20 protein-coding genes are annotated in these 20,807 nt (G+C 33.2%); 14 read left to right on the top strand and 6 right to left on the bottom strand.

The features are described 5' to 3' along the window. The first annotated feature begins 9 nt into the window (after window positions 1-9). The 4 genes from C1Y58_RS04030 to C1Y58_RS04015 are packed head-to-tail and all read left to right on the top strand — an operon-like array spanning window position 10 to window position 3,030. Window positions 10-876, top strand: coding sequence for an AraC family transcriptional regulator (locus tag C1Y58_RS04030; protein ID WP_105614689.1), 867 nt, complete (start codon window positions 10-12; stop codon window positions 874-876). Between the two features lie 14 nt (window positions 877-890). Beyond that, on the top strand, window positions 891-1,346 hold the full coding sequence (locus C1Y58_RS04025; RefSeq protein ID WP_105614688.1) for a GyrI-like domain-containing protein: 456 nt from the start codon (window positions 891-893) through the stop codon (window positions 1,344-1,346). 3 nt (window positions 1,347-1,349) lie between these two features. Then, window positions 1,350-2,279 carry an ABC transporter ATP-binding protein gene (locus C1Y58_RS04020; RefSeq protein ID WP_105614687.1) on the top strand — a complete coding sequence of 310 codons (930 nt, stop codon included), beginning with the start codon at window positions 1,350-1,352 and terminating at the stop codon, window positions 2,277-2,279. 1 nt (window position 2,280) lies between these two features. After that, window positions 2,281-3,030 carry an ABC transporter permease gene (locus tag C1Y58_RS04015; RefSeq protein ID WP_105614686.1) on the top strand — a complete coding sequence of 250 codons (750 nt, stop codon included), beginning with the start codon at window positions 2,281-2,283 and terminating at the stop codon, window positions 3,028-3,030. A gap of 88 nt (window positions 3,031-3,118) precedes the next feature. Here C1Y58_RS04015 and C1Y58_RS04010 read toward each other — a convergent pair whose 3' ends face one another. After that, on the bottom strand, window positions 3,119-6,403 hold the full coding sequence (locus tag C1Y58_RS04010; protein WP_105614685.1) for a hypothetical protein: 3,285 nt from the start codon (window positions 6,401-6,403) through the stop codon (window positions 3,119-3,121). A 329-nt stretch (window positions 6,404-6,732) separates the two neighbouring features. Here C1Y58_RS04010 and C1Y58_RS04005 point away from each other — a divergent pair, with 329 nt between their 5' ends. Next, window positions 6,733-8,058 (top strand): GEVED domain-containing protein, encoded by a 1,326-nt coding sequence (locus C1Y58_RS04005; protein ID WP_105614684.1) that lies wholly within the window; start codon window positions 6,733-6,735, stop codon window positions 8,056-8,058. Window positions 8,059-8,117: 59 nt separating this feature from the next. Here the strand turns inward: C1Y58_RS04005 and C1Y58_RS04000 are convergent, their stop codons facing one another. From C1Y58_RS04000 to C1Y58_RS03990, 3 genes are read right to left on the bottom strand one after another with little or no spacing between them, the layout of a single operon-like run. Next, entirely contained in the window at window positions 8,118-8,963 is an 846-nt protein-coding gene (locus C1Y58_RS04000; protein WP_105614683.1) for a carbohydrate ABC transporter permease, read from the bottom strand. Then, window positions 8,963-9,865 (bottom strand): carbohydrate ABC transporter permease, encoded by a 903-nt coding sequence (locus tag C1Y58_RS03995; protein WP_105614682.1) that lies wholly within the window; start codon window positions 9,863-9,865, stop codon window positions 8,963-8,965. The genes C1Y58_RS04000 and C1Y58_RS03995 overlap by 1 nt, the downstream gene beginning before the upstream one ends. Before the next feature lie 58 nt (window positions 9,866-9,923). Then, window positions 9,924-11,231: an ABC transporter substrate-binding protein gene (locus tag C1Y58_RS03990; RefSeq protein ID WP_157949936.1), complete on the bottom strand. Its 1,308-nt coding sequence runs from the start codon at window positions 11,229-11,231 to the stop codon at window positions 9,924-9,926. 259 nt (window positions 11,232-11,490) lie between these two features. Here C1Y58_RS03990 and C1Y58_RS03985 point away from each other — a divergent pair, with 259 nt between their 5' ends. The 4 genes from C1Y58_RS03985 to C1Y58_RS03970 all read left to right on the top strand — a co-directional run bounded on the left by C1Y58_RS03985 (window position 11,491) and on the right by C1Y58_RS03970 (window position 15,672). Next, the gene (locus C1Y58_RS03985; RefSeq protein WP_105614680.1) at window positions 11,491-12,252 is read left to right on the top strand and encodes a response regulator transcription factor; all 762 of its coding nucleotides are present in this window, start codon (window positions 11,491-11,493) and stop codon (window positions 12,250-12,252) included. Next, window positions 12,249-14,027 carry a sensor histidine kinase gene (locus tag C1Y58_RS03980; RefSeq protein ID WP_105614679.1) on the top strand — a complete coding sequence of 593 codons (1,779 nt, stop codon included), beginning with the start codon at window positions 12,249-12,251 and terminating at the stop codon, window positions 14,025-14,027. Before C1Y58_RS03985 ends, C1Y58_RS03980 begins: the two co-directional genes overlap by 4 nt. Window positions 14,028-14,159: 132 nt before the next feature. Beyond that, the gene (locus tag C1Y58_RS03975) at window positions 14,160-15,122 is read left to right on the top strand and encodes a 4Fe-4S binding protein (protein WP_105614678.1); all 963 of its coding nucleotides are present in this window, start codon (window positions 14,160-14,162) and stop codon (window positions 15,120-15,122) included. 31 nt (window positions 15,123-15,153) lie between these two features. Next, on the top strand, window positions 15,154-15,672 hold the full coding sequence (locus tag C1Y58_RS03970; RefSeq protein ID WP_105614677.1) for a GNAT family N-acetyltransferase: 519 nt from the start codon (window positions 15,154-15,156) through the stop codon (window positions 15,670-15,672). Between the two features lie 91 nt (window positions 15,673-15,763). On the opposite strand, the gene C1Y58_RS03965 is transcribed toward C1Y58_RS03970, so the two are convergent. Both C1Y58_RS03965 and C1Y58_RS03960 read right to left on the bottom strand, forming a co-directional pair. Then, on the bottom strand, window positions 15,764-16,270 hold the full coding sequence (locus C1Y58_RS03965; protein ID WP_170311508.1) for a flavodoxin family protein: 507 nt from the start codon (window positions 16,268-16,270) through the stop codon (window positions 15,764-15,766). Between the two features lie 300 nt (window positions 16,271-16,570). Next, entirely contained in the window at window positions 16,571-16,960 is a 390-nt protein-coding gene (locus tag C1Y58_RS03960; RefSeq protein ID WP_105614675.1) for a winged helix-turn-helix transcriptional regulator, read from the bottom strand. Window positions 16,961-17,163: 203 nt separating this feature from the next. Between C1Y58_RS03960 and C1Y58_RS03955 the strand changes: the two genes are divergently transcribed. From C1Y58_RS03955 to C1Y58_RS03935, 5 genes are all read left to right on the top strand, one after another. Beyond that, the gene (locus C1Y58_RS03955; protein WP_157949935.1) at window positions 17,164-17,451 is read left to right on the top strand and encodes a putative quinol monooxygenase; all 288 of its coding nucleotides are present in this window, start codon (window positions 17,164-17,166) and stop codon (window positions 17,449-17,451) included. A 132-nt stretch (window positions 17,452-17,583) separates the two neighbouring features. Continuing rightward, entirely contained in the window at window positions 17,584-18,153 is a 570-nt protein-coding gene (sigZ, locus tag C1Y58_RS03950; RefSeq protein ID WP_157949934.1) for an RNA polymerase sigma factor SigZ, read from the top strand. A 124-nt stretch (window positions 18,154-18,277) separates the two neighbouring features. Next, a complete protein-coding gene (locus tag C1Y58_RS03945) occupies window positions 18,278-18,844 on the top strand; it encodes a hypothetical protein (protein WP_105614672.1) in 567 nt (188 codons plus the stop codon). A 27-nt stretch (window positions 18,845-18,871) separates the two neighbouring features. Then, window positions 18,872-19,288, top strand: coding sequence for a hypothetical protein (locus tag C1Y58_RS03940; RefSeq protein ID WP_105614671.1), 417 nt, complete (start codon window positions 18,872-18,874; stop codon window positions 19,286-19,288). A gap of 280 nt (window positions 19,289-19,568) precedes the next feature. Then, window positions 19,569-20,792, top strand: a complete 1,224-nt coding sequence (locus tag C1Y58_RS03935; RefSeq protein ID WP_157949933.1) for a GGDEF domain-containing protein — start codon at window positions 19,569-19,571, stop codon at window positions 20,790-20,792. The last annotated feature ends 15 nt before the right edge of the window (window positions 20,793-20,807 follow it).

The following is a 20,807-nucleotide window of genomic DNA, read 5'->3' as shown; positions in this document are numbered from 1 at the left end:
GGTGCTGAGATGGAGTGGTTAAAACGATTGAGTCAAGCAATTGACTATATTGAAATTAACTTAGAAGGTGATATCTCTTATGATGAAGCTGCAAAAATAGCCTGCTGCTCAACCTACTATTTTCAACGGATGTTTACTTATGTAGCAGGGATTCCTCTCTCTGAATATATTCGTCGTAGGAGGATGACAAAAGCAGCTTTTGACTTGCAGATAAGTGATGCTAAGGTGATAGATATTGGCTCAAAGTATGGTTATGATGTGCCATCATCATTTAATCGTGCATTTCAAAAAGTCCATGGCGTGGCTCCAACGCAAGCACGTGTAGATGGGACTTCATTAAATGCTTATCCACCCATTAGTTTTAAGATAACCGTCACAGGAGGTGAGCGCATGAAGTATCGACTTGAAAAAAGAGAGGCTTTTAGGATTGTTGGCGTTAGAACTGGATTGCAAGAAGGAATGGAAGAAAACTTTAAAATTGTTCCTGGGTTTTGGGATTCAATATTAAAGAGCAGTAGGTTCTCTCAAATAGGTCAATTAAGTAATCAAGAGCCACAAGGCATTTTAGGGGTGACAGTATATCAAAATTCTGAGGAAATCTATTATTATATTGGTTCTGCTACTGATCAAGCTGTACAAGATGATATGGTTGAGTTTGAAGTACCAGCAGCTACATGGGTTATCTTTGAATGTGATGGTCATTTTCAAGAGTCGATTCAAACAATCTATAGGCGTTTTTTAACAGAATGGCTTCCTTTTTCGGGTTACGAATATGCTCAACTACCAGATATCGAAGTATATCCTTTCAGTGATGAAAAGCCAGATGGTGGATATTCTGAGGTGTGGATTGGGGTTAAGAAAAGTGATAACACATAATGGAGGTTAAGCAAATGGATGATCATATTGTAATAAAGGATATCGACCCAATTAGGGTAGCCACGATGAGGTATAAAGGTCAATTTACTGAAGCGGGTAAACATTTTCCACAAGTCTTTAAAGGTATAAAAGGCAAATCTAATGGAGCTCCCTTCTTTTGCTACCATAGTGTTGATGTAAAAACAGGTGTAGCTGACATGGAATTGTGTGTTCCTACAATGGAAACACCAAACCATGGTGGTATAACAGTTAAGGAATTACCACGGGTAAGAGCACTGTCTATAACACATATAGGACCATATGATACCCTACCAATGACTTATGAAATCATTCAGAACTACATTCAAGAGAATACTCTTGTCACAGAAATACCTTGGCGAGAAGTCTTTATAAAGGGACCTGGAATGCTATTAAAAGGTAATCCTAATAAGTATATTACGGAGATCCTGTTTCCATTGAAAGAAGGTTAAAAAATGCTGGCAATTGAAATTGACAAATTAGTGAAGCAATATAGAAATGGTGTAAGAGCATTAGATGCATTGAGTCTTAATGTTAGGAGTGGAGAAATATTTACTTTGTTGGGACCCAATGGTGCAGGTAAATCTACTCTGATTAATATTTTGACGACTTATTTCAAACCTACCTCTGGGAATGTCAGGATGCTTGGAAAGGATTTATTCAAAGACCCATCATGGGCTCGTCATCAAATTGCTTGTGTTGCTCAGCGTACATCAATCGATGAGCACTTGTCGCTTATGGGAAATATGATGTTTCAGAGCAGACTTTATAAAGTTGATTCTCAGGTTGTCAAAAAAAGAATTAAGACTTTAATTGATAACTTTGAGCTTTCAGAATATCTAAAATACCCAATTGCATCCTATTCAGGTGGTGTCAAGAGGCGGTTGGATATAGCTATGAATATGGTTTCCTCACCTAAGATTTTATTTTTAGATGAACCTACAATAGGGATGGATGTCCTATCTAGGAAAGCTATGTGGAAATTGCTAAGGAAGATTCGAAATGATTACGGAACAACCATCTTTCTAACAACCCACTATCTTGAGGAAGCGGATCAACTGAGTGATAACATATGCATTATGAAAGACGGAAAGATTATAATTCAAGGAACATCTGAAAGCCTACGCAGTTATACCCAACAAGCAATGATTCGGATTGAGTTTTCAAGTGTTGAGGAGGTCAACCAATGCAAGGATCTGCTTAATAGCACAGGGATAACAGAGTTTACAAAACCTCAAAATCAATCCCTTTACTTAGGTGTAAAAAATATCAGTGAATCCTTTACAACGATAAATAAGTGGCTACTAGACCATCATGTAGAGTTTAATGGAATTGAAGTCCATAAGCCCAGTTTGGAAGATGCTTTTGAAAGAGAGGTGGGATAGATTGTTTAATATCCTATGGAGAAATATGAAGTGGCGATATCAAAATGCACTATCTATCCTTTTTACTATATTGCAACCACTTCTTTGGCTTGTCTTGTATAGTGCTGTGGCAGGTCAAACCATGCAAAAGATGGGTATTGAGAACTATACTGCGTTTATTCTACCTGGGATCTTAGTGCTTGTAACGTTTTCAGCTAGTAGTAGCGGAGGATTTATCAATTTCATTATGAAATCCAACGGCAGTTTTTATAGATTGATGATAGCACCTGTGAGTAGAGGTTCCATTGTACTTGGTCAAATATTTGAGGCAATAGTGCTTTCATTTATAGAAATACTCATTTTAGTCGTGGTATCAGCATTATTCTCTGTACAAGTAAGCTCCGGTATACTGGGAATCGCAATTATGGGATTACTTATCTTTATGACAGCATTTTTCATGTCAGGACTGGCTTACTCAATTAGCTTAATCCTTCCAAATGAAATCATATATGAGACAATAATGAATGCTATTGTATTGCCAATATTTTTTTTGAGCACTGCCTTATTTCCTATAGAAAATCTGTCTGGAGGATTAAGGATAGCTGTTATGCTTAACCCCTTTACGCATATTATTAATGCCTTGCGAAGCTTGCTATTTTCAGAAAGGATTATACTTAATGATCTACTTCCCGTCGTAGTACTATTTTTAGTAATGTGTTCAGTAAGCTTTATACTAGCAATGTGGCGACTTAAAAAAGAAACTGTTCAGTAAATGGAATCTAGACAATCTAAACCCAAAAAGATAAGGGATAATTCACATCATAGCAGGCTTAGTGAATTATCCCCTTTACATACTAGCTTTACATGGCTTGTTCAATAGCTTCTATAAATACCTCTGAGTTGCTATCGGTGGAACTGTTCTTATACCATTGATGGAGTAAGGTCAATAGTTCGTTTCTTCTTTCACTTGGCTGGCACCTGGTAATAAGAAGGGTAATTTGTCCGATGTCACATTCATCCATTGATTCTATATCCTCAGATAGCATCCTACTGAATCCTTCATAACCTACTTCAAATAACTGATCATGCAAACCATCTGTGAATACTATTTCGTATAAGTTATTAGTGTAGGCATCATCGTATCCAATAAAACCTTCTTCTGTATTAGACCATTCTATTGCTGCAGTTTTGAGAATTTCTATGGGAGTTTCCTCTTCATCATAAAAATCCATTATTACTCGATAGGTAAGTTCAAGATTGCCATCTGTTGTATTATAGCTTGACTTTACCATCTGGAAATTGAGCAAATTGCCTATAGTAAAAGGGGCGGCTTCGTGTCCGTAGATGGGATAGTTAAGCCTATTGATTAGTTTTCCTTCAAAGACTTCAAACCATGACTCGCCGTAAATCGCAATACCAGTTCCGTAGCCCATACAGATAGGAGTGAAAGAATAATAATTTTGATTCTTCCTGTATGTTACCTCCAGAGGCTCCATGAGTTTATTACCCCATATGGTGCCATCAAGATAGTTACCTTCTTGGTCATAGAGAAGTGCAAAACTTGAGAACTTAAATCCTCCAACTAAAAGTTGGTAATTGACACCTTCTACATGCCATTTGTATAGTTCCTGTTGAAATACCCAATCACTGCTATCTAATACAGTCTTCACTTGGTCAAGCGTAAACGTGGTATAATCATCAATATTAAAATATTGAAAAGCCTCCTCTAAATCATTATTCTCGTATAGTTTATTGGTGATAATGTATTCTATTTCATAGGCTTTTTCATTGTAAGGATCAGTTTCTGTTGTTATAAAATAGGCTAAAGTCTCTTTAGGGCGTTCCAAAAACCATTGAAATTCATCTTGAGCATGTAGTAAGAGGTAACGCATATCAACAGTTGCTACTTTATCTATGATAATATTCATTTTTTCTTTGAAGCGATTGGGTTCAATCTCAATTAAACTCATGGTTTCGACATCAAAGATCACGTTAGTTATTATAGATTTTGGCTCTACTGAATCAGGATCACGATAATTCATTTCTATGATAAGGGTATCTCTGTCACCCAAGACTTCTATATTTCCATGAAATCCACTGGAAGGAATATTAACTTCATCAATAACACTACCGCTGTCCATATCATATTGAACTAACTGATATTGAGCCATCTTAGTTCCACATGAATAGTTGATTAATATATAGAGACTTCCATTTTTCTCATATAAAACTTGGGGTTCTATAAGGCTTATCTGAAAACTTGATAGTGGATTTAGTTCCTGCTCATCAGCTAAGAATGCCTTGATAGTTTCGCTTTCATTTAAGTTGAGGATGTATTGTTGATCGTCATGTGATATAAGCTTTTGAGATAAACTGTTGTGAATCTCATTAATGATCCAGCTATCCTCTTCCACATCTAACTGTTCTAAGATACTTTGTAAAAGTTCATCACGTTTTAATGAAGGTAGACATTTTGTAAGAAGTACAGCCATGTTAGACAAATCACGTACCTTGGTCTCATAATCATCACCATGAATCAATTCTTTCATTATAGAATAATTGGCTAAGAAAATTTCATCTGGAAGACTATCTACATAGAGTTCATTATCGAGATGATCATCGTAAAAAAGATAGTTAGGGGTGAATCTTTTTTTCTCATAATCCCATTGGTACGGTATTGTTTTGTTAACGGATAAGACCTCAACACTTCTTTCAGGACCTAAACAATCAATACCGAGGTTATAGGTGACTTCTAGAGTTTTATTTTCTTCATCATATAATTCGTTCACTACATGAAAGGTTCTTGAATACCCCCAAGTATAAGGTCCTTCTTGATAGCCATGATAAGGATATTCTAATTTCTTGACAAGTCTATTATCAATGACTTCATAAATGTGGCTTCCAAATACACTTAAACCTGACCCCCTGTCCAACTGTATAGGGGATACTGAGATAAACTTATCATTATCCAAAAAGGTAATATTAAAGTCTTCTCGAACATGATCAGTCCATTCAATCCCATCAAGATATTCACCATCTTCACTAAAAAGGATTGCAAAATTAGTGAGATGAATACGTCCTGTTACAAGAGTTTTATCTCCATAAGGTATTTCACTATACTTAAAGAGGTCTTTTACTTCTGGATTAGGGTGTTTTATATCTTTCCATTCTTCTAAAGGGACTTGAGTGATATCATCTATTTCTAATATATTAAATTTAGTTATTAAATGGTCTATATTTTCAATCCTCTTGTCAAACAGTCGATCCAATGTATTACTCCAATGCTTTTCTCTTCTATGAAAAAAACTATATAAATGCACTTCTTCTTCATGATCTAAAAGCCACTGATATTCTCCGCCAGATGTTGAAAAAAGGTCTTCTTCTGTAATATCAGGACCTAGTGCATCTAGCTTATTAAATTTGCTTTCGATCTCATTTATATTTATTTCTTCATATGATTTGGAACTATCAACATAATTGGAACGATAAAATGCGTCCTCATTCCAATAATAGGATTCGTATACATAGAAGGAATTGCTATCACCATCTGTTTCGACTCGGTATGTAATAATGGCTTGATCTGGAGTAGTGTGAAAGTCATAAGAATGAGCTTTTTCATAGCTCTTAATTAAGAATCTTTCTTCTCCAAATAATTTTTCTAATAATCCGTCATCTGACATGGAATAGAATCGATAAATGAATTCTTCTTGACTATATTTTTGGCCAATATTAAAGTCCAACACACCATCGCCCGTATAATCCTTGAAGAGGATTGGGAAGTCTTTTTCAAAGGCAATTGTACCAAACTCATTGATTTTTATTTCATTTAGTAATTCCTGCTTATCATTTAATAGTGAAAGGGAAAATGTCCCTTCATATGTGTTTTCACTCGTTAAATCACCTGTATCCATTCGAAGTTGAATGGTTTCAAGGTCACCATCACCATTCATATCACAAGCAGAGCTAGTGACGATAAGATAATCATTAGCCTCAACGTTGATCTCATCTATTACTTCTACTTGTTCTACATTATTAGTTGAATCGATGGGTTGCATACTTGCTTGATTTGCTACCTCTTCAGTAGTTGTACAACCTGCAAGTAGTAGCGTTGACATATATATTAATGAACATATTTTTTTCTTCATAGTTATTCAGCTCCTATAGAGTATATCTATCAAATTATACCATTTTTATAAAGAGTTTGATACAGTTCGTTCATTTTTTTTAGAAATATTTAAGGTAATAAGAGATAAGAATTTGTGGTAATAGGACTTTATTATTGTGCTACAAGATTATTTTTGGAAATTCTTATAAATGAAGAATTTATTTCATATTTAATTGAAATATATGGCGGTATTGCTTCATATATTACGTATTTTTCATTATCAAGTGGTTGATTTAATAACTTGGACATTCCTTATGAAGTCACTGCGTATATATATAGTGTAAATAAGTCAAGAGGAGGTTAACACATATGACAAGGAAAATATTTTTAAGTGTCAGCATTATTTTTTGTATGATTTTCAATCTCTTTATGAGTACTAGTTCAATGACAGTAGAAGCGGCTGAAGAACCTGTAGCAGCAATTTTTGGTGGAGGACCTTTTGTATCAGGAGGACAATCAGTTGTAGATGACATTAAATCTTCTGGCTTTAACACTGTAATGATTTGGGCAGTACATGTTCGCGCTGATGGAGATTTGTACTTAAACGATCTTCTAGTTTGTGAAAATGGAGTTTATGTAGGAGATGCTTCTTGGGCTAGCAACTGGGCAGATCTGAAGCAAGGTACAACTTCTGTGAACCGCGTTGAGATTAGCGTAGGTGCATGGGGAAGTGATGCATTCGAGAACATTAAGAATCTCATTAATGCTGATGGAACAGGTTCTGATACAGTATTGTACAAGAACTTCAAAGCTTTAATGGAAGCTACAGGAGCAGATGCTGTCAACTATGACGATGAGGTAACCTATGATGTAACATCAGCTGTACAATTCGGTCAAATGTGTAATGCCATGGGGATGAAAGTAACATTGTGTCCATATACCAATAGTTCATTCTGGCAAAGTGTTAAGAATCAACTTGGTAGCGTTGTAGACCGTGTTTATCTTCAATGCTATGCAGGTGGTGCTGGCAATGATCCAGGAACTTGGACCAATACTATGGGTATGAACGTCATACCAGGGTTATGGTGTCTTCATAGTGGTAGCGGGGACAGTGCAAGTACTGTACAAACTAAAATGGAATCATGGGAAAACTCATACGATATTGATGGTGGTTTCATGTGGCTCTATGATGATATGATGCAACTATCTAGTCCTAATGCCACAGCAGATTACGCTAATGCTATCTTAACAGGTTGCAGTGGTTCAACAGGTGGGACATATCCAAGTATTAGCGGTAACACGACTTATGAATGGATAGAAACAGTTAATGCTGGAACGCTGAATAATACTTCAGGTTCTAATAGTGGGTATGGTGATTACACTTCCATCGTAACAGATATGTCAAAGGGGAACAGCTATAATGTAGAATTGACACCTGGCTTCGCAGGTCGTTCCTATAATGAGTATTGGAAGATTTGGATTGATTTCAATCAAGATGGGGACTTTAGTGATGCTGGAGAAGAAGTGTTTAGTGCAAGTGGTCGATCAGCTGTATCCGGTTCCTTATCAATACCTTCAACTGCCTTAACAGGACAAACAAGAATGAGAGTTGTTATGAAGTATAACTCAGCCCCTTCATCATCAGGAAGTATTGGAGATGGGGAAGCAGAAGATTATACGATTAATATTCAATAAATAATAAAGAGCTGCATACCACTAGAGATTAATTTCTAGTGGTATACAGCTCATTTTTTTTAGCCTTTTAATCCTGATGTTGATATACCTTCAACGAAGTATTTTTGTGCTACAAAAAAGATTATAGCTGGAGGAATAATAGCTAAACAAGACATAGCCATCATCTCATTCCACATGACTTCGCCTCCTTGAGTATCAATTGACATCTTAAGACCTAGGGCAACAGTGTATTTACTCACACTATTAATGTATATTAACGGTTCCACAAATGAATTCCATGTCCAAATGAATTTGAAGATACCTGCAGATATAATTGCTGGTTTACTTAGGGGAAGTATAATCTTTGTAAAGATTTTTAAGCGATTACATCCATCAATAATAGCAGATTCATCAAGCTCTCTCGGTATGGATCTAAAGAATTGTAGAAACATAAAAATGAAATAGGCATCACTTCCCAAGAGTGCAGGTATCCAAAAAGGCATGTAAGTATTTAACCACCCAAAATTCTTAAATAATATGTAGCTGGGTATCATGATGATAGTACTTGGTAGCATAATTGTAGAGATCATCAATGTAAATAATAATTTTTTATAAGGAAATTTAAACCTTGCAAAACCATATGCTACGCAGCTACTGGAAATAATCGTCACAATGACTACTGGTACAGTTATCAAAAACGAATTGGTAAAAAAAGTGGAGAAACCATACTTCCCAACACCTTGCCATCCATTTCTAAAGGCTTCAAAAGTAACAGATGCTAATTCTTTTGGCAATAAGGATATAGATGAGAATATTTCCTCATTGGATTTAAAAGAAGCTGAAAATAGAAATAGTAATGGATAAATCATGATAATACCAAGTAGTATCAAAAACAAATAAGTTATGAGTTGTCTTCTATTTGACATTAGAAATCACCTCCATCTTCATAAAATGTCCAATAAGAAGAGAATTTGAATATAGCTGCTGTAAGGCCAATAATAATTATAAATAATATCCATGATAAAGCAGAGGCATATCCCATATTCATAAATTGGAAGGCTTCTTCATAAAGCATCATACCGTAGAGGTAAGTTGATTTTACAGGTCCACCGTTAGTGATAACAAGTGCTGATGTAAAAGTTTGTAATGTATTGATTGTTTGCATGATTAAATTAAATAAAATGATAGGTGTAATCATAGGAATGGTAATTTTAAAGAATGTTCTTAATTTTCCGGCGCCATCAACGGCAGCGGCTTCATATAATTCTCCAGGTACATTTTTTAATGCTGCCAGAAACAATACCATAGATGATCCAAACTGCCATACCGATAACATACTAATAGTGTATAAAGCAACGTCTGGATCACCCAAAAAATCTATTGGTCCAATTGTTAAATAAGAGAGTATCTTATTCACCAAACCTTGCCTCATAAATAAAAACTTCCAAAGTATGGATACAGCTACACTACCACCTAGTATTGATGGTAAATAATAAATCGTTCTAAAAATGTTAATACCCTTTAATTTCATGCTTAACACCATTGCTATAAACAATGCGAATATCAATTTGACCGGTACTGAAAAAGTGGTATATATTAAAGTCACCTTCAATGACTGATAGAAATCGGCATCTGTAGTAAAGATCTTAATGAAATTTTTTAAACCTATTAGCTCTGGAGGGTTAATCATATTAAAGTCAGTAAAGGAGTAATAAAAGGACATTAAAAATGGATAGAACTTAAACAGTAAAAAACCAATAATCCAGGGTAATAAAAATAAATAGCCAATATAATCTTTTTTTTCATACCTGCTAGCTTTTATCTTCATGTCATCTTCCTTTCAACACAAGCAGAGCAAAAGCTCTGCTTGTTAGTTTGCTAAGTAATTAATTTTTTATTTCATCGACTACTTGTTGTATTCTTGTGATCATTTCAGCAGCAGCTTCTTCAGGCGATGAAATATCCAAAGCTACTTTATCAATGATCTCTTTCTTGACAGCTGATACTTCAGCATTACTACTATAAAAATTAACTTTGTCTCTAGGATTTTCAAGAGCCATTGATACACCTTTTTGTTGTAAAGGATTTAATAAATCATTTTCTACTAATAAGTCTTGAGCATAAGCTGAGGCAGGAACACCTCTAACAGCTTTTAATGTTAAAATACCTTCATCACTATTGACTAACCAATCAATAAATTTTGCTGATTCTTCAATATAACTACCCTTACCATTAACAGATATTAACATCGAAGGTCGAACGACAACACCTGAAGCTTTGGCGGCTTCAAGTTGAGGTATTGATATAACTTCCAATTCTTTATTATCACTATCAAGAGAATTGATCATTGAAGGCCATTGCATTGTCATTCCCATGTTATTATCAATCCATGATGGATTTTCTGTAGTTTTAAATAAGGCAGATTCTTCCTTCGGTTGAACGACTTTGTTTTCATATATTGTGTCTACAAATTGAAATGCTTTAAGTACTTCTTCTTCTGTAAAGCCTAAAGATAAATCATCTTTAACGAGTTGGTTACCTGTTACTTGATTAAGATAAGTATCAAATAGCATACCAGTATCATACAAAATATATTTATCTGCATATTGTGAATTGATTTCTTTACCAGCTTCAACAATGGATTCCCAGTCAGTTAAAGCGTTATAATCTATTCCAACTTCATTAAAGAAGGTAGTATTAATGATCATTGTTAACCCATTAATCCCCATAGGAACACCAACGAGTTGATCATTGAAAATACAGTATTGATTAAGGAAATTGGAGTCAAAATTTGTTGTATCAACAGATGATAAATCTGCAAAGGTGCTTTCATTTTTTAGTAAATCACCTAACCAAGGTTGATCAACTTGCATAATGTCAGCTGCAGTTCCACCTGCTAACTGTGTGACTAGTTTCTGATAATAACCATCCCAACCACTGAATTCAGGCTCTATTTTTATATGAGGATTCAACTCTTCATATTTCTCAATAGCCGCTAAAGTTGCTTCATGTCTTGAATCACTTCCCCACCACATATAACGGAGGGTTATTTCCTCTTGCTTGTCCTCTGGTTTCGTAGCTTCACTTTTTGATTCAGCATTATTCTGTTCTGCTGGAGTTTCATCTTTTGAGCAACCAACAAATAGAGTAATGATAAGTGATAATACTAATACTATACTTATAACTTTTTTCATCATTTCATCCCCTTTTCATATTTTACTCTCATATTATATCAATTACATAGGATTACCTAAAGATATTAGCCTTCTTATTTAGTATCATTAATTACTCAATTAATTACGGAAGAAGTGTCATTACATAATAAAAAGTTTCTTTAATTAGTATTCTCTCATTTCACTAGCTAGGAAGATGACTTAGAGCGGTATTTCTATTATAATATTTGTATAGTAGAATCATTTTATTTTCTTGTTTTCTTACTTGGAGGTGCCATTGATGTATAGATTAATTATTATTGACGATGAAGAAGAGATTAGGGATGGGTTAAGTAATTATTTCCCATGGGATGATATGGGGTATGAAGTGACTGCTGCTTTCGATAATGGAATTGCAGCAATTAATTATCTTAATACAAATCCAGTAGATGTTATATTAAGCGATATCAAGATGCCTATGATGGATGGTATAGAATTAGCTTCTTATGTCAGAGACCATTATCCCTCCATTAAGGTAATTTTTTTAAGTGGTCATAAGGAGTTTGAATATGCTAGACAAGCACTCCAATATGGTGTGAGAGAATATATAGTAAAACCGACAAAATTTAATGAGTTGGTTTCATGTTTTTCTAAATTAAAAGATGAATTAGATCAAGAACAGATAGTTAATGAGACTAGTGAAGAAGAATCTGAAACTATAATAGAAGAAACTTACCATGATAATATCATCAAGGATATTAATCAGTATATTCATAACAACATTACGACAGCCACTTTAGAAGAAGCTGCTTTAATTGTGCATATGAGTCCACAGCATTTAAGTAAATTTTATGCTAAATATGCTGATGAAAATTTCTCCTCCTATTTATTAAAAGTTAGGATGGAAAAATCTAAAGAACTTTTAAAAGACTATAAATATAAAACTTATGAGATAAGTGAAATGGTTGGCTATCAAAATGCTAAGAACTTTACCAGAGCTTTTAAAAAATATTATAGTATGACACCAAGACAATTTCGTTTGAATAAAGGATTGATTAAATGACAGTAAAAAAGATTAGATCTATAAGAAAGAAAATCTTCTTTAAGAAGTTCACTGTTCTTGTTTTACCTCAAATCATTCCTTTGATTCTATTTGGTATCTTTGCTACCGTCATGGTTAATAGATATATTGAAGATACAGTTATTAAAAGCTCTTATAATACTCTTACCCAAACAGAAGATCATATTGAGTTGATTCTTGATGAAGTCAATACGCTACGTGTTAATTATGATTTAAACTCAACACTAACAATACAGTTGAAAAATATTTTATTAAGTCAAGCTCATAGTATTAACCAAATACAGGTATGGGATACAGTTTATAATTTTTTAAGTTCTTTAGAAAATACCAAACCCTATATTAAATCTATCTATATTTATTATGACGCCTCTAGCGAGAAGTTTATTTGTACGAATAAGGAAATTGTTAATATTAAAGAATTCTATGATACAGAATGGTATAACAGCTATATGAAGAATAAATCAGATAAAGAATTTTGGGCTGAAACAAGGTATATAAAACGATTTGAAAAAGATCCAGGGTATGATGTGGTATCTGTTTATAAAGTGCTGCCATCTAGTCATGGTGTTGCTGTTATGAATCTTTCTGCCTCATATATTAATCAAATATTATGTGATTTAACGAATTATGATGATCAAAAACTTTTAGTTACAGATGAACTGGGTAATATACTCTTTAGTAATACTGAAAGTATGACTATTGAAAATTTAAATCAAATTACGTCTTCGGAAGAACAGTTTTTTGATATGCGTTCTAATAATAGAAGATATATTGTTCATAAACTAGAATCAGATGTTTATGGATGGCAGTATATTTCCATTGTCCCAGCCATAACATTATATAAAATTCCTATTATAATGGGTATTATATGTTGTCTATTGTTGATAACTTCATTCATATTAAGCTATTTCATTGTATATCACCAAACCAAGAAAAATTATATATTAATTAATAATATGATTGATATTATTGATGCGGCTGAGAATGGTAAATCATTACCTATCATGTCAACCAAATCAGATGACTTATACGCTTATATTACTGAAAATATATTAAAGACCTTTATTGAACAAAATTATTTTAAAACTCAATTATCCGAAAAGAAATATAAGTATAGAACCATGGAATTATTAGCACTTCAATCTCAGATGAATCCCCACTTTTTAAACAACACCATTGAAAATATCTCTTGGAAGGCAATTAAGATAGTTGGTAAACCCAACCAAATTAATTTTATGTTAGAGAATCTTTCCGATATACTTAAATATTCCTTATCCAATCCTAAGGAGCTTGTTTCAGTTGACGAAGAATTAAGCTATACAAAATGTTATGTCACTTTAATGCAAGCGCGTTATAAAAATAAATTTACTATGGATTATCGTATTGATAGTAAAAGTTACGATAAGAAGATTATCAAACTGATTTTGCAGCCCTTGATTGAAAACTCAATCTATCATGGTATTAAAGTTAAAAATCAACCAAGTCAAATTAGAGTGCGAATTTTTAATAGAGGAAACCGACTTCATATTATTGTTATCGATACAGGCCAAGGAATGGCTAAAGAAAGATTGATAGAAGTTGAAAGGGATTTATTAATTGAAGAACATAACTATAAGCATATTGGAATCAATAATACTTACCACAGGCTTAAACTAGCCTACGATAATGACTTTATCTTTAAAGTGCGTAGCAAAGAAAAAGTAGGTACTATAATAAAAATAAGTATACCTGATAACATGATCAATCCATATATTTAAGACTTATCTAGTAGTGATTCATTAGGGAGATATAGTTTTTTCTCAATGAATGATCGAGAATAATATGCTATAATAAGATTAATCACAATATTGTTTCAAAGATGAAGATGACAGCGATAAGAGGTGCTTCACATGAATCCTACTAAGATTATAAAAAGACATATTCCAATAGGTGATCCAAAAAAATTACCTCAGCAAGAGGGATTACTTTCAGCTTCAGAAGATGCTAGAGAAGGGTTAATTGTTCCTGAGCTGATAATGAAGTATGGAGATCAGTCTAAGGGAAATGGATTAAGTCAAAAGAGAAGTGTTTTACCAACGATGATGAAAACACTGTATCAGATGAAAAGAAGCTATTCTTCTTTAAAAAATAATCCAAAGGATTCAAAAGTGGATGCCACACCAGAATTCATTCAGGAGTTAAAAGATTATGGTCGCTCTCTAGGTGTTACAGCAATGGGGTTTACAGATGTTGAATCCAAAGATATTTTTAAAGGGCGCAGTGTCCTTTTTAATAAAGCCATTGTCATTACCATGGAAATGAGAGAAGAACCTATACGAAATGCACCGAGTGAGGCAACACAAAAAGAAATTTTTCGAACCTATCATGGATTAGGTGTAATTGTTAATCATATCGCCAACTTTTTAAGAAATCACGGGTATCAAGCGCAAGCAGGACCAGCATTAGGAGGGGATGCGATCTATCCTGTGCTAGGAGAAAAAGCAGGTCTTGGTGCTATTGGAAAGCATGGATTACTCATTTCGCCTGAATGTGGTCCGAGACAAAGAATTGCAGCTATTTATACGAACATAGAGAATCTACCAATAAGTAAAGAAAACTCACATGGTTGGATCAAGGACTTTTGCGATAAATGTGGTAAGTGTGTTAGAAAATGTCCTGGTGAAGCCATTTATACTACACCAATAGAGCATACTGATGGTGGTAAAATTTGTGTTGACTATAAGAAGTGTGCTGTACCTTTCTCAAATAGTTATGGTTGTACAGTATGCATTCGTGAATGTGCGTTTAATACAAGGACATATGAAGAATTAAAGCACCAAGTTGAATTTAAAAAAACTAAAGAAAGTCTGTAGGTGGGTATGCAGATGAAAGGAGTAGAATAACGTGAATATTAACTTTAAAGAAATTGATAAAACACAGATGGAACCCTTTGAATATATAGCAAAGTGGAATAATGATCCTGAAATTAAATACTTTATAGGTGCTAATCTCTCTGAAGGAGAAATGCCTGATCGTACAAAAGAAGAGCTCTATGAAAATGCGAATAAAGGACCAAAGCGTATCTATATGATTATGGATGGAGATAATCCTATAGGTGAGTTGTCTATTATGATTGATCCAGATCATGTACATAAAAAAGAAAAAAACACAGGATGGATCAGTATCTGTGTAGGTGAAAAGGCTTATAGAGGTAAGGGAGTAGCCAGCTTAGCTATGGACTTTTTAGAAGAAGAGTGTAGAAGACTTGGACTTCATCGAATTGAACTAGGAGTTTTTGAGTACAATAAAAGAGCAAGGGCTTTTTATGAAAAAATAGGTTATTCAACTTTTGCACGTAAAGAGAATTTTGTTTATTATAACGGTGAGTGGCGTGCAGATATTCGGATGGAAAAGTATTTATAAATTGAATAATGATAAAATAAAGAAAGCTCCTGAGTTCACTAAGTGAAATTCAGGAGCTTTAATCTTAACAATGACCAACTTAGGGTGAGTACTAACAACTAGGTTTAATAATTGTGTTTATCCATTGCTTCGTTTGTTTCCTAGCCTCTTCTTTATTATTTTGCAATGGATCTTTAAACTCGATTTCACCTATAAAGTCATTTCCTATAAGCTTTTGCTTAAGTAAACTAAGAGCCTTTTTATTATCACTTCTTGCATGGCAATAGAAAAGAGCTATTTTCTTATCTGTAATAGGCATCTTATCTAAAAAAGAATTTATAGCTGGTGCATATTTATTTGCCCATATAGGAGCACCGATAAACAGAATATCATAATCTTCAGGATTCTTATCAATAGTTAGCAATTCTGGTTTTTCTCTCATCATAACCTGTCTTCCAACCCAAACAAATTTTTTTAACAGATTAGGGCTTTCTTCACTTTTGGGTTTTAACTCAAGCAAGTCTGCTCCAGTAATATCGCAAATACTTTCTGCAATGAATTTTGTATTTCCACTAAACGAATAAAATACAACAAGCTTTTTTAGGTTTTTAAAGTCCATTTTTATTCTCCTTCCCATTTCAATAACTCTAGTATCCATAACAGTACTACATATGTCATACTAATTCACTAGCGTGATTGATATATGCATTTTGAATCTTTAGGATAAATTAATTAGTGTCATTAAGAATAGTTTAAATGAATTATATATATTTACAAGTACCTACTTTAATGTAAGATACTATACTTTTGGTAAGTAAGTATGATCTCTGAGTAATTGTGGCTATATTTTTAAAGAAATTTATTGTATTTTTTCACGTAAAGAACTTAAAAAATATGGTGCTCGATGAGAGCACCATTACTATTTATTACTATATTCAACTAGATCTTTAAATTTTATTGGATCTTTAACAACAACGAGGTCTTCATGAGATTCCATAAATTCATCTCCCCACTGAAATAATAAATCGATAATAGGCATGAGCTTGTTACCATATTCGGTTAATGAATACTCTACTTTAGGTGGTACTTGATTATATACTTTTCTATGGACGATATCAAAAGATTCATATTTTTTAAGTTGTTGAATCAACATTTTTTCAGTAATACCTTTTACTCTTTTTCTGAGTTCTCCAAAACGTATAGTACCTTCGTTCTGTAAAACATATAATACCCACATACTCCATTTACCACTTATTAAATCAATTGTGAGATCGATGGAGCATGAATATTCCTTATTATTATGCGGCATAAACACACCTACCTTTTTCTTCAATCTATACTAAACACACCATCTTGATATCATCACTATACTTACCTTATGTATAGTATTATACATAAAAGTAAGTACTTGTACAATCAATAAGTCGGCTATATACTAGAAACATCTTTAAGGATATAATACAGCTTTTATCATTTTAAATAATATGAAACTGAAAAAAGGAGAGAATGTCTATGGTAACAGTTATTGCGAAATCATATCTAACAGAGGAAAATAGAGTGCAACTATTAGAAATGGCGAAAGAGTTAGTGGAGATTACTGTAAAGCAAAGTGGTTGTATCAGATATGATGCATACTTAGATGAGAATGATCCAAATGTAATGATTATGGTTGAAGAATGGGAATCAAAAGAGGCCTTAAATAATCATACTACCTCAGAATACTACCATAAGATTGTTACGAAATCAGCTAAATATATAACTCAAATGCCTGAAGTACATGTCTGTAATAAAGTACTCTAATAACGTGTAAAAACCCTAGAATATGCTCTAGGGTTTATTCAATATTTTTTCTTCAAATTATAATTTATAGTACTTTAAGCTTCTATTAGAATAGAATATAATAAATAATTTCAATATGCTTGGAGGACTATTGTGGATACTAAGGTTACACGTATTTGGAATGAATTGAGTAATGAACTATATAAGTATATTAATAGTAAAGTGAAAAATAAATATGACTCAGAAGATATTCTCCAAGAAGTTTTTATAAAAATACAAAGTAACATAGATCAAGTAGATGATCAATCAAAGCTTAAGTCTTGGATTTATAAAATAACTAAAAACACTATGATTGATTATTATAGAAAGAAAAAGGATATATCAGTTGACATCCAGCAATTTGAAGAAGAATTAGACAATGAAAAGTGCTCAGATAATATGAATAAAGAAATAAGTAGATGTGTTGGGAAGATGATTTCTGAACTTCCTCAGAAGTATCAACAAGTTGTAGAACTATATGATATAAAGGGGATGAAGCATAAAGAAATAGCAGAGGAATTAGGTATTTCAGTATCCTGTTCAAAAATGAGGGTCCATAGATCGAAGGTTATGTTAAAGGAGATATTGCTTGAATGTTGCGATTTTCAATTAGATACATTTGGTAATATCATTGATTATAAACAGAAAATTGAATGTAGATCATGTCATAATAATTGTGAATAAGCGTGTTACTTAAAAGCTTCTAAGTTTATATGTAAGAATGGACTTAGGAGTTTTTTGTGACCTTTTTTTGTTTGTATCGTCTTTTCTAGTAAAGGCTATTTAACTTACAGAAAGGTGGGTGAGTATGTCACAGATAAGCAATAAAGAAATGACAGATCAGATAAAAGTTATGCTTGATCTATTTGATAGAGTTGGTGTTGCAACAAAGGAACGATTTGAGAATGCCCCAAAGGAGTATCATCCTAACAATATTTTAGAAGGTTTTGAATCAGTAATAGTGTTTGCTGAGGGGAAAAAAGAAGATAGTGTTGATGAAATGGGAGGATTCAGTAATTATATAGGAACAATTGCTGCCCAAAGTGATGTAATAACTTACTTAAATTCACTTGGCTATAATTCTGTAATAGTAGAAGGAACTAATAGAGCTATATCCCTTGTGAGAATGGGAGATGAAGCAGGTATTGGAGAATTAAGTCCTGTAAATTCTCTAGTAGTTAAAGGATTTGGTTTGACAACTAGCTTAGGAGCAATTATAACAGATGCTCCACTTGTACCAGATCATAAGGTTTCAGGCATTTGCATTAAATGTATGAAATGCCTAAGAGTATGCCCAATTAGAAATGCTCCAAATGCAAAAGGAGACCTTAGCAAATGTGGATGTGGAAAATGTAAAAATGTTTGTCCAGTGTAGTAAAATAATTTGAAAGGTGAGGATAATATGGCTAAGAGGTTGATAGAAGTGTTTATGGTGAATGAAGCGTTAAATAATCAATCATCTCATAGCGGATGTTGTTGTAATTCAGGCTGTTGTTGTGGATCAGCGAAATCGTTATCAATTGATGAATTAGCTGAGAGTTTTTCCATTAGATATGGTTCTGCTAACGAATTTCAGATCTATTATTTAACAAAAGATAATAAGCAAGAGTTTATATCAATGCTGAATAAAGTATTCAAAGAAAGTGGTGAAAGGCTTGTAGTAAGTGAAGCCAATATAAATTTTGTACTATCAAAAGTATCCCCATTAATCGTAGTTGATGGTAAAGTAATTTCAGTAAAAAATTATCCTGATGAAGAACAACTATATAATGCTATTATATCAGGAAAAAGAATACCAACAAAACCAAGGTGCTGCTAATAGTATACCCCTTAAGTGATTAACAATCGGTTCTCTAAAAAACACCTTTTTGATTATAGTTCTATAATCAAAGATGGTGTTTGCTAGCTTGTATAGGAAATAACCTTTATTAAACTTAAATCTTATTAATTACTTTAAGCAATAAGCCGATATGTATTACAGTAAGACAATTATAGATGGTATACTTCTAAAAACGGGGTTACAAAGATAATTGTGATAAATCTAGGAGGAATATTGATCATCGATAAAAAATTAGATGGTAAAAAATATGGGGGGACCAATGAAGCCAATAGACAACAATCGTTTTTATCAAAAGTTTAAGGGGTTATTTATACCTATTACAAAAGATCTTAAAGAGGAGTTTTATAGTACCATTGCAAAGGAAAACTTTTTTAGAGTTATTATTATAAGCATCGTGTATATGCTGTTTGAAGTAGTTATTATTTTAAGTGAACAAGGGTTAAATCCAGCCTTTGAAAATAAACTAACATATTTTGTATTCATCTTTCAAACATTATCTATACTCATAGCATTCTGGGTCATATTTAATAAGAAACCAATCAATGGACTAATATTGCAAGTGATTATTGCCTTATACTGTATTTTGCTTGTATATTGGTCAGTAATTATTAGTCTTGATCAGGTCAACAGAACAGGTTCAATTACCATGTTTATACTTACTTTAACAGGAACATCGGCACTTTTCTATAGACGTTCCTTAGTAACTTTAGTAACTAACATTGGACTTTACTTATATTTTCAGTTGAATATGAGGTTATTAATAGAGCTACCTATTTCAGAAGAAATGAGAAATTTACCTCCTGGTCCTGGGAAGCCTCCAGTGGGTACACTTCCACCAGGTCATATGCCGTTAAATGCAACTATGCATCCAGATGCTTTCTTTTTAAAAGATATCTATATTTATATAGCAGATGCCTTCTTGATGACAGTTATTTGCTGTGTATTGGGAGTTATTGTTTATCGGTTACGATTAAAAGTTTTTCTTGAACATAAGGCCTTAGAAAACCTAGCCTTAAAAGATTCTATGACCAACTTACTCAATCATAAAACAATATGTGATACACTAAAAAATGAAATTAATCGATCAGCACGTTATTCACAACCTGTTAGTATTCTAATGACTGATATTGATCATTTCAAGCAGATCAATGATACTTATGGCCATCAAGTTGGTGATCAAGTAATCATTAGAATTGCTAAGTTACTATCTGAATACTCTCGTCAGACAGATTACGTTGGTCGATATGGCGGCGAGGAATTTCTTGTCGTACTAACGAATACAAATGAAGAGGATGCAAAAAAGTTTGGAGAGCGTATTCGTACAGAAATTGAAAAGATGGATTTTGGTTTACCACATCAAGTTACTGTTAGTGGTGGTGTGAAAACTTATAGTAATGAATCTGCAGAAGAAATGATAAAATTAGCTGATAGTGCTTTATATCAAGCTAAAAAGAAGGGCAGAAATTGCATTGTGAGTGCTTAGTCTTGTGCAACTTCA

The organism is Vallitalea okinawensis, from assembly GCF_002964605.1.
GTDB classification, from domain to species: Bacteria; Bacillota; Clostridia; order Lachnospirales; family PQDH01; genus Vallitalea_A; species Vallitalea_A okinawensis.
Note: the sequence above shows the minus strand (reverse complement) of the source record. Positions and strands in the feature narration are given on the sequence as shown.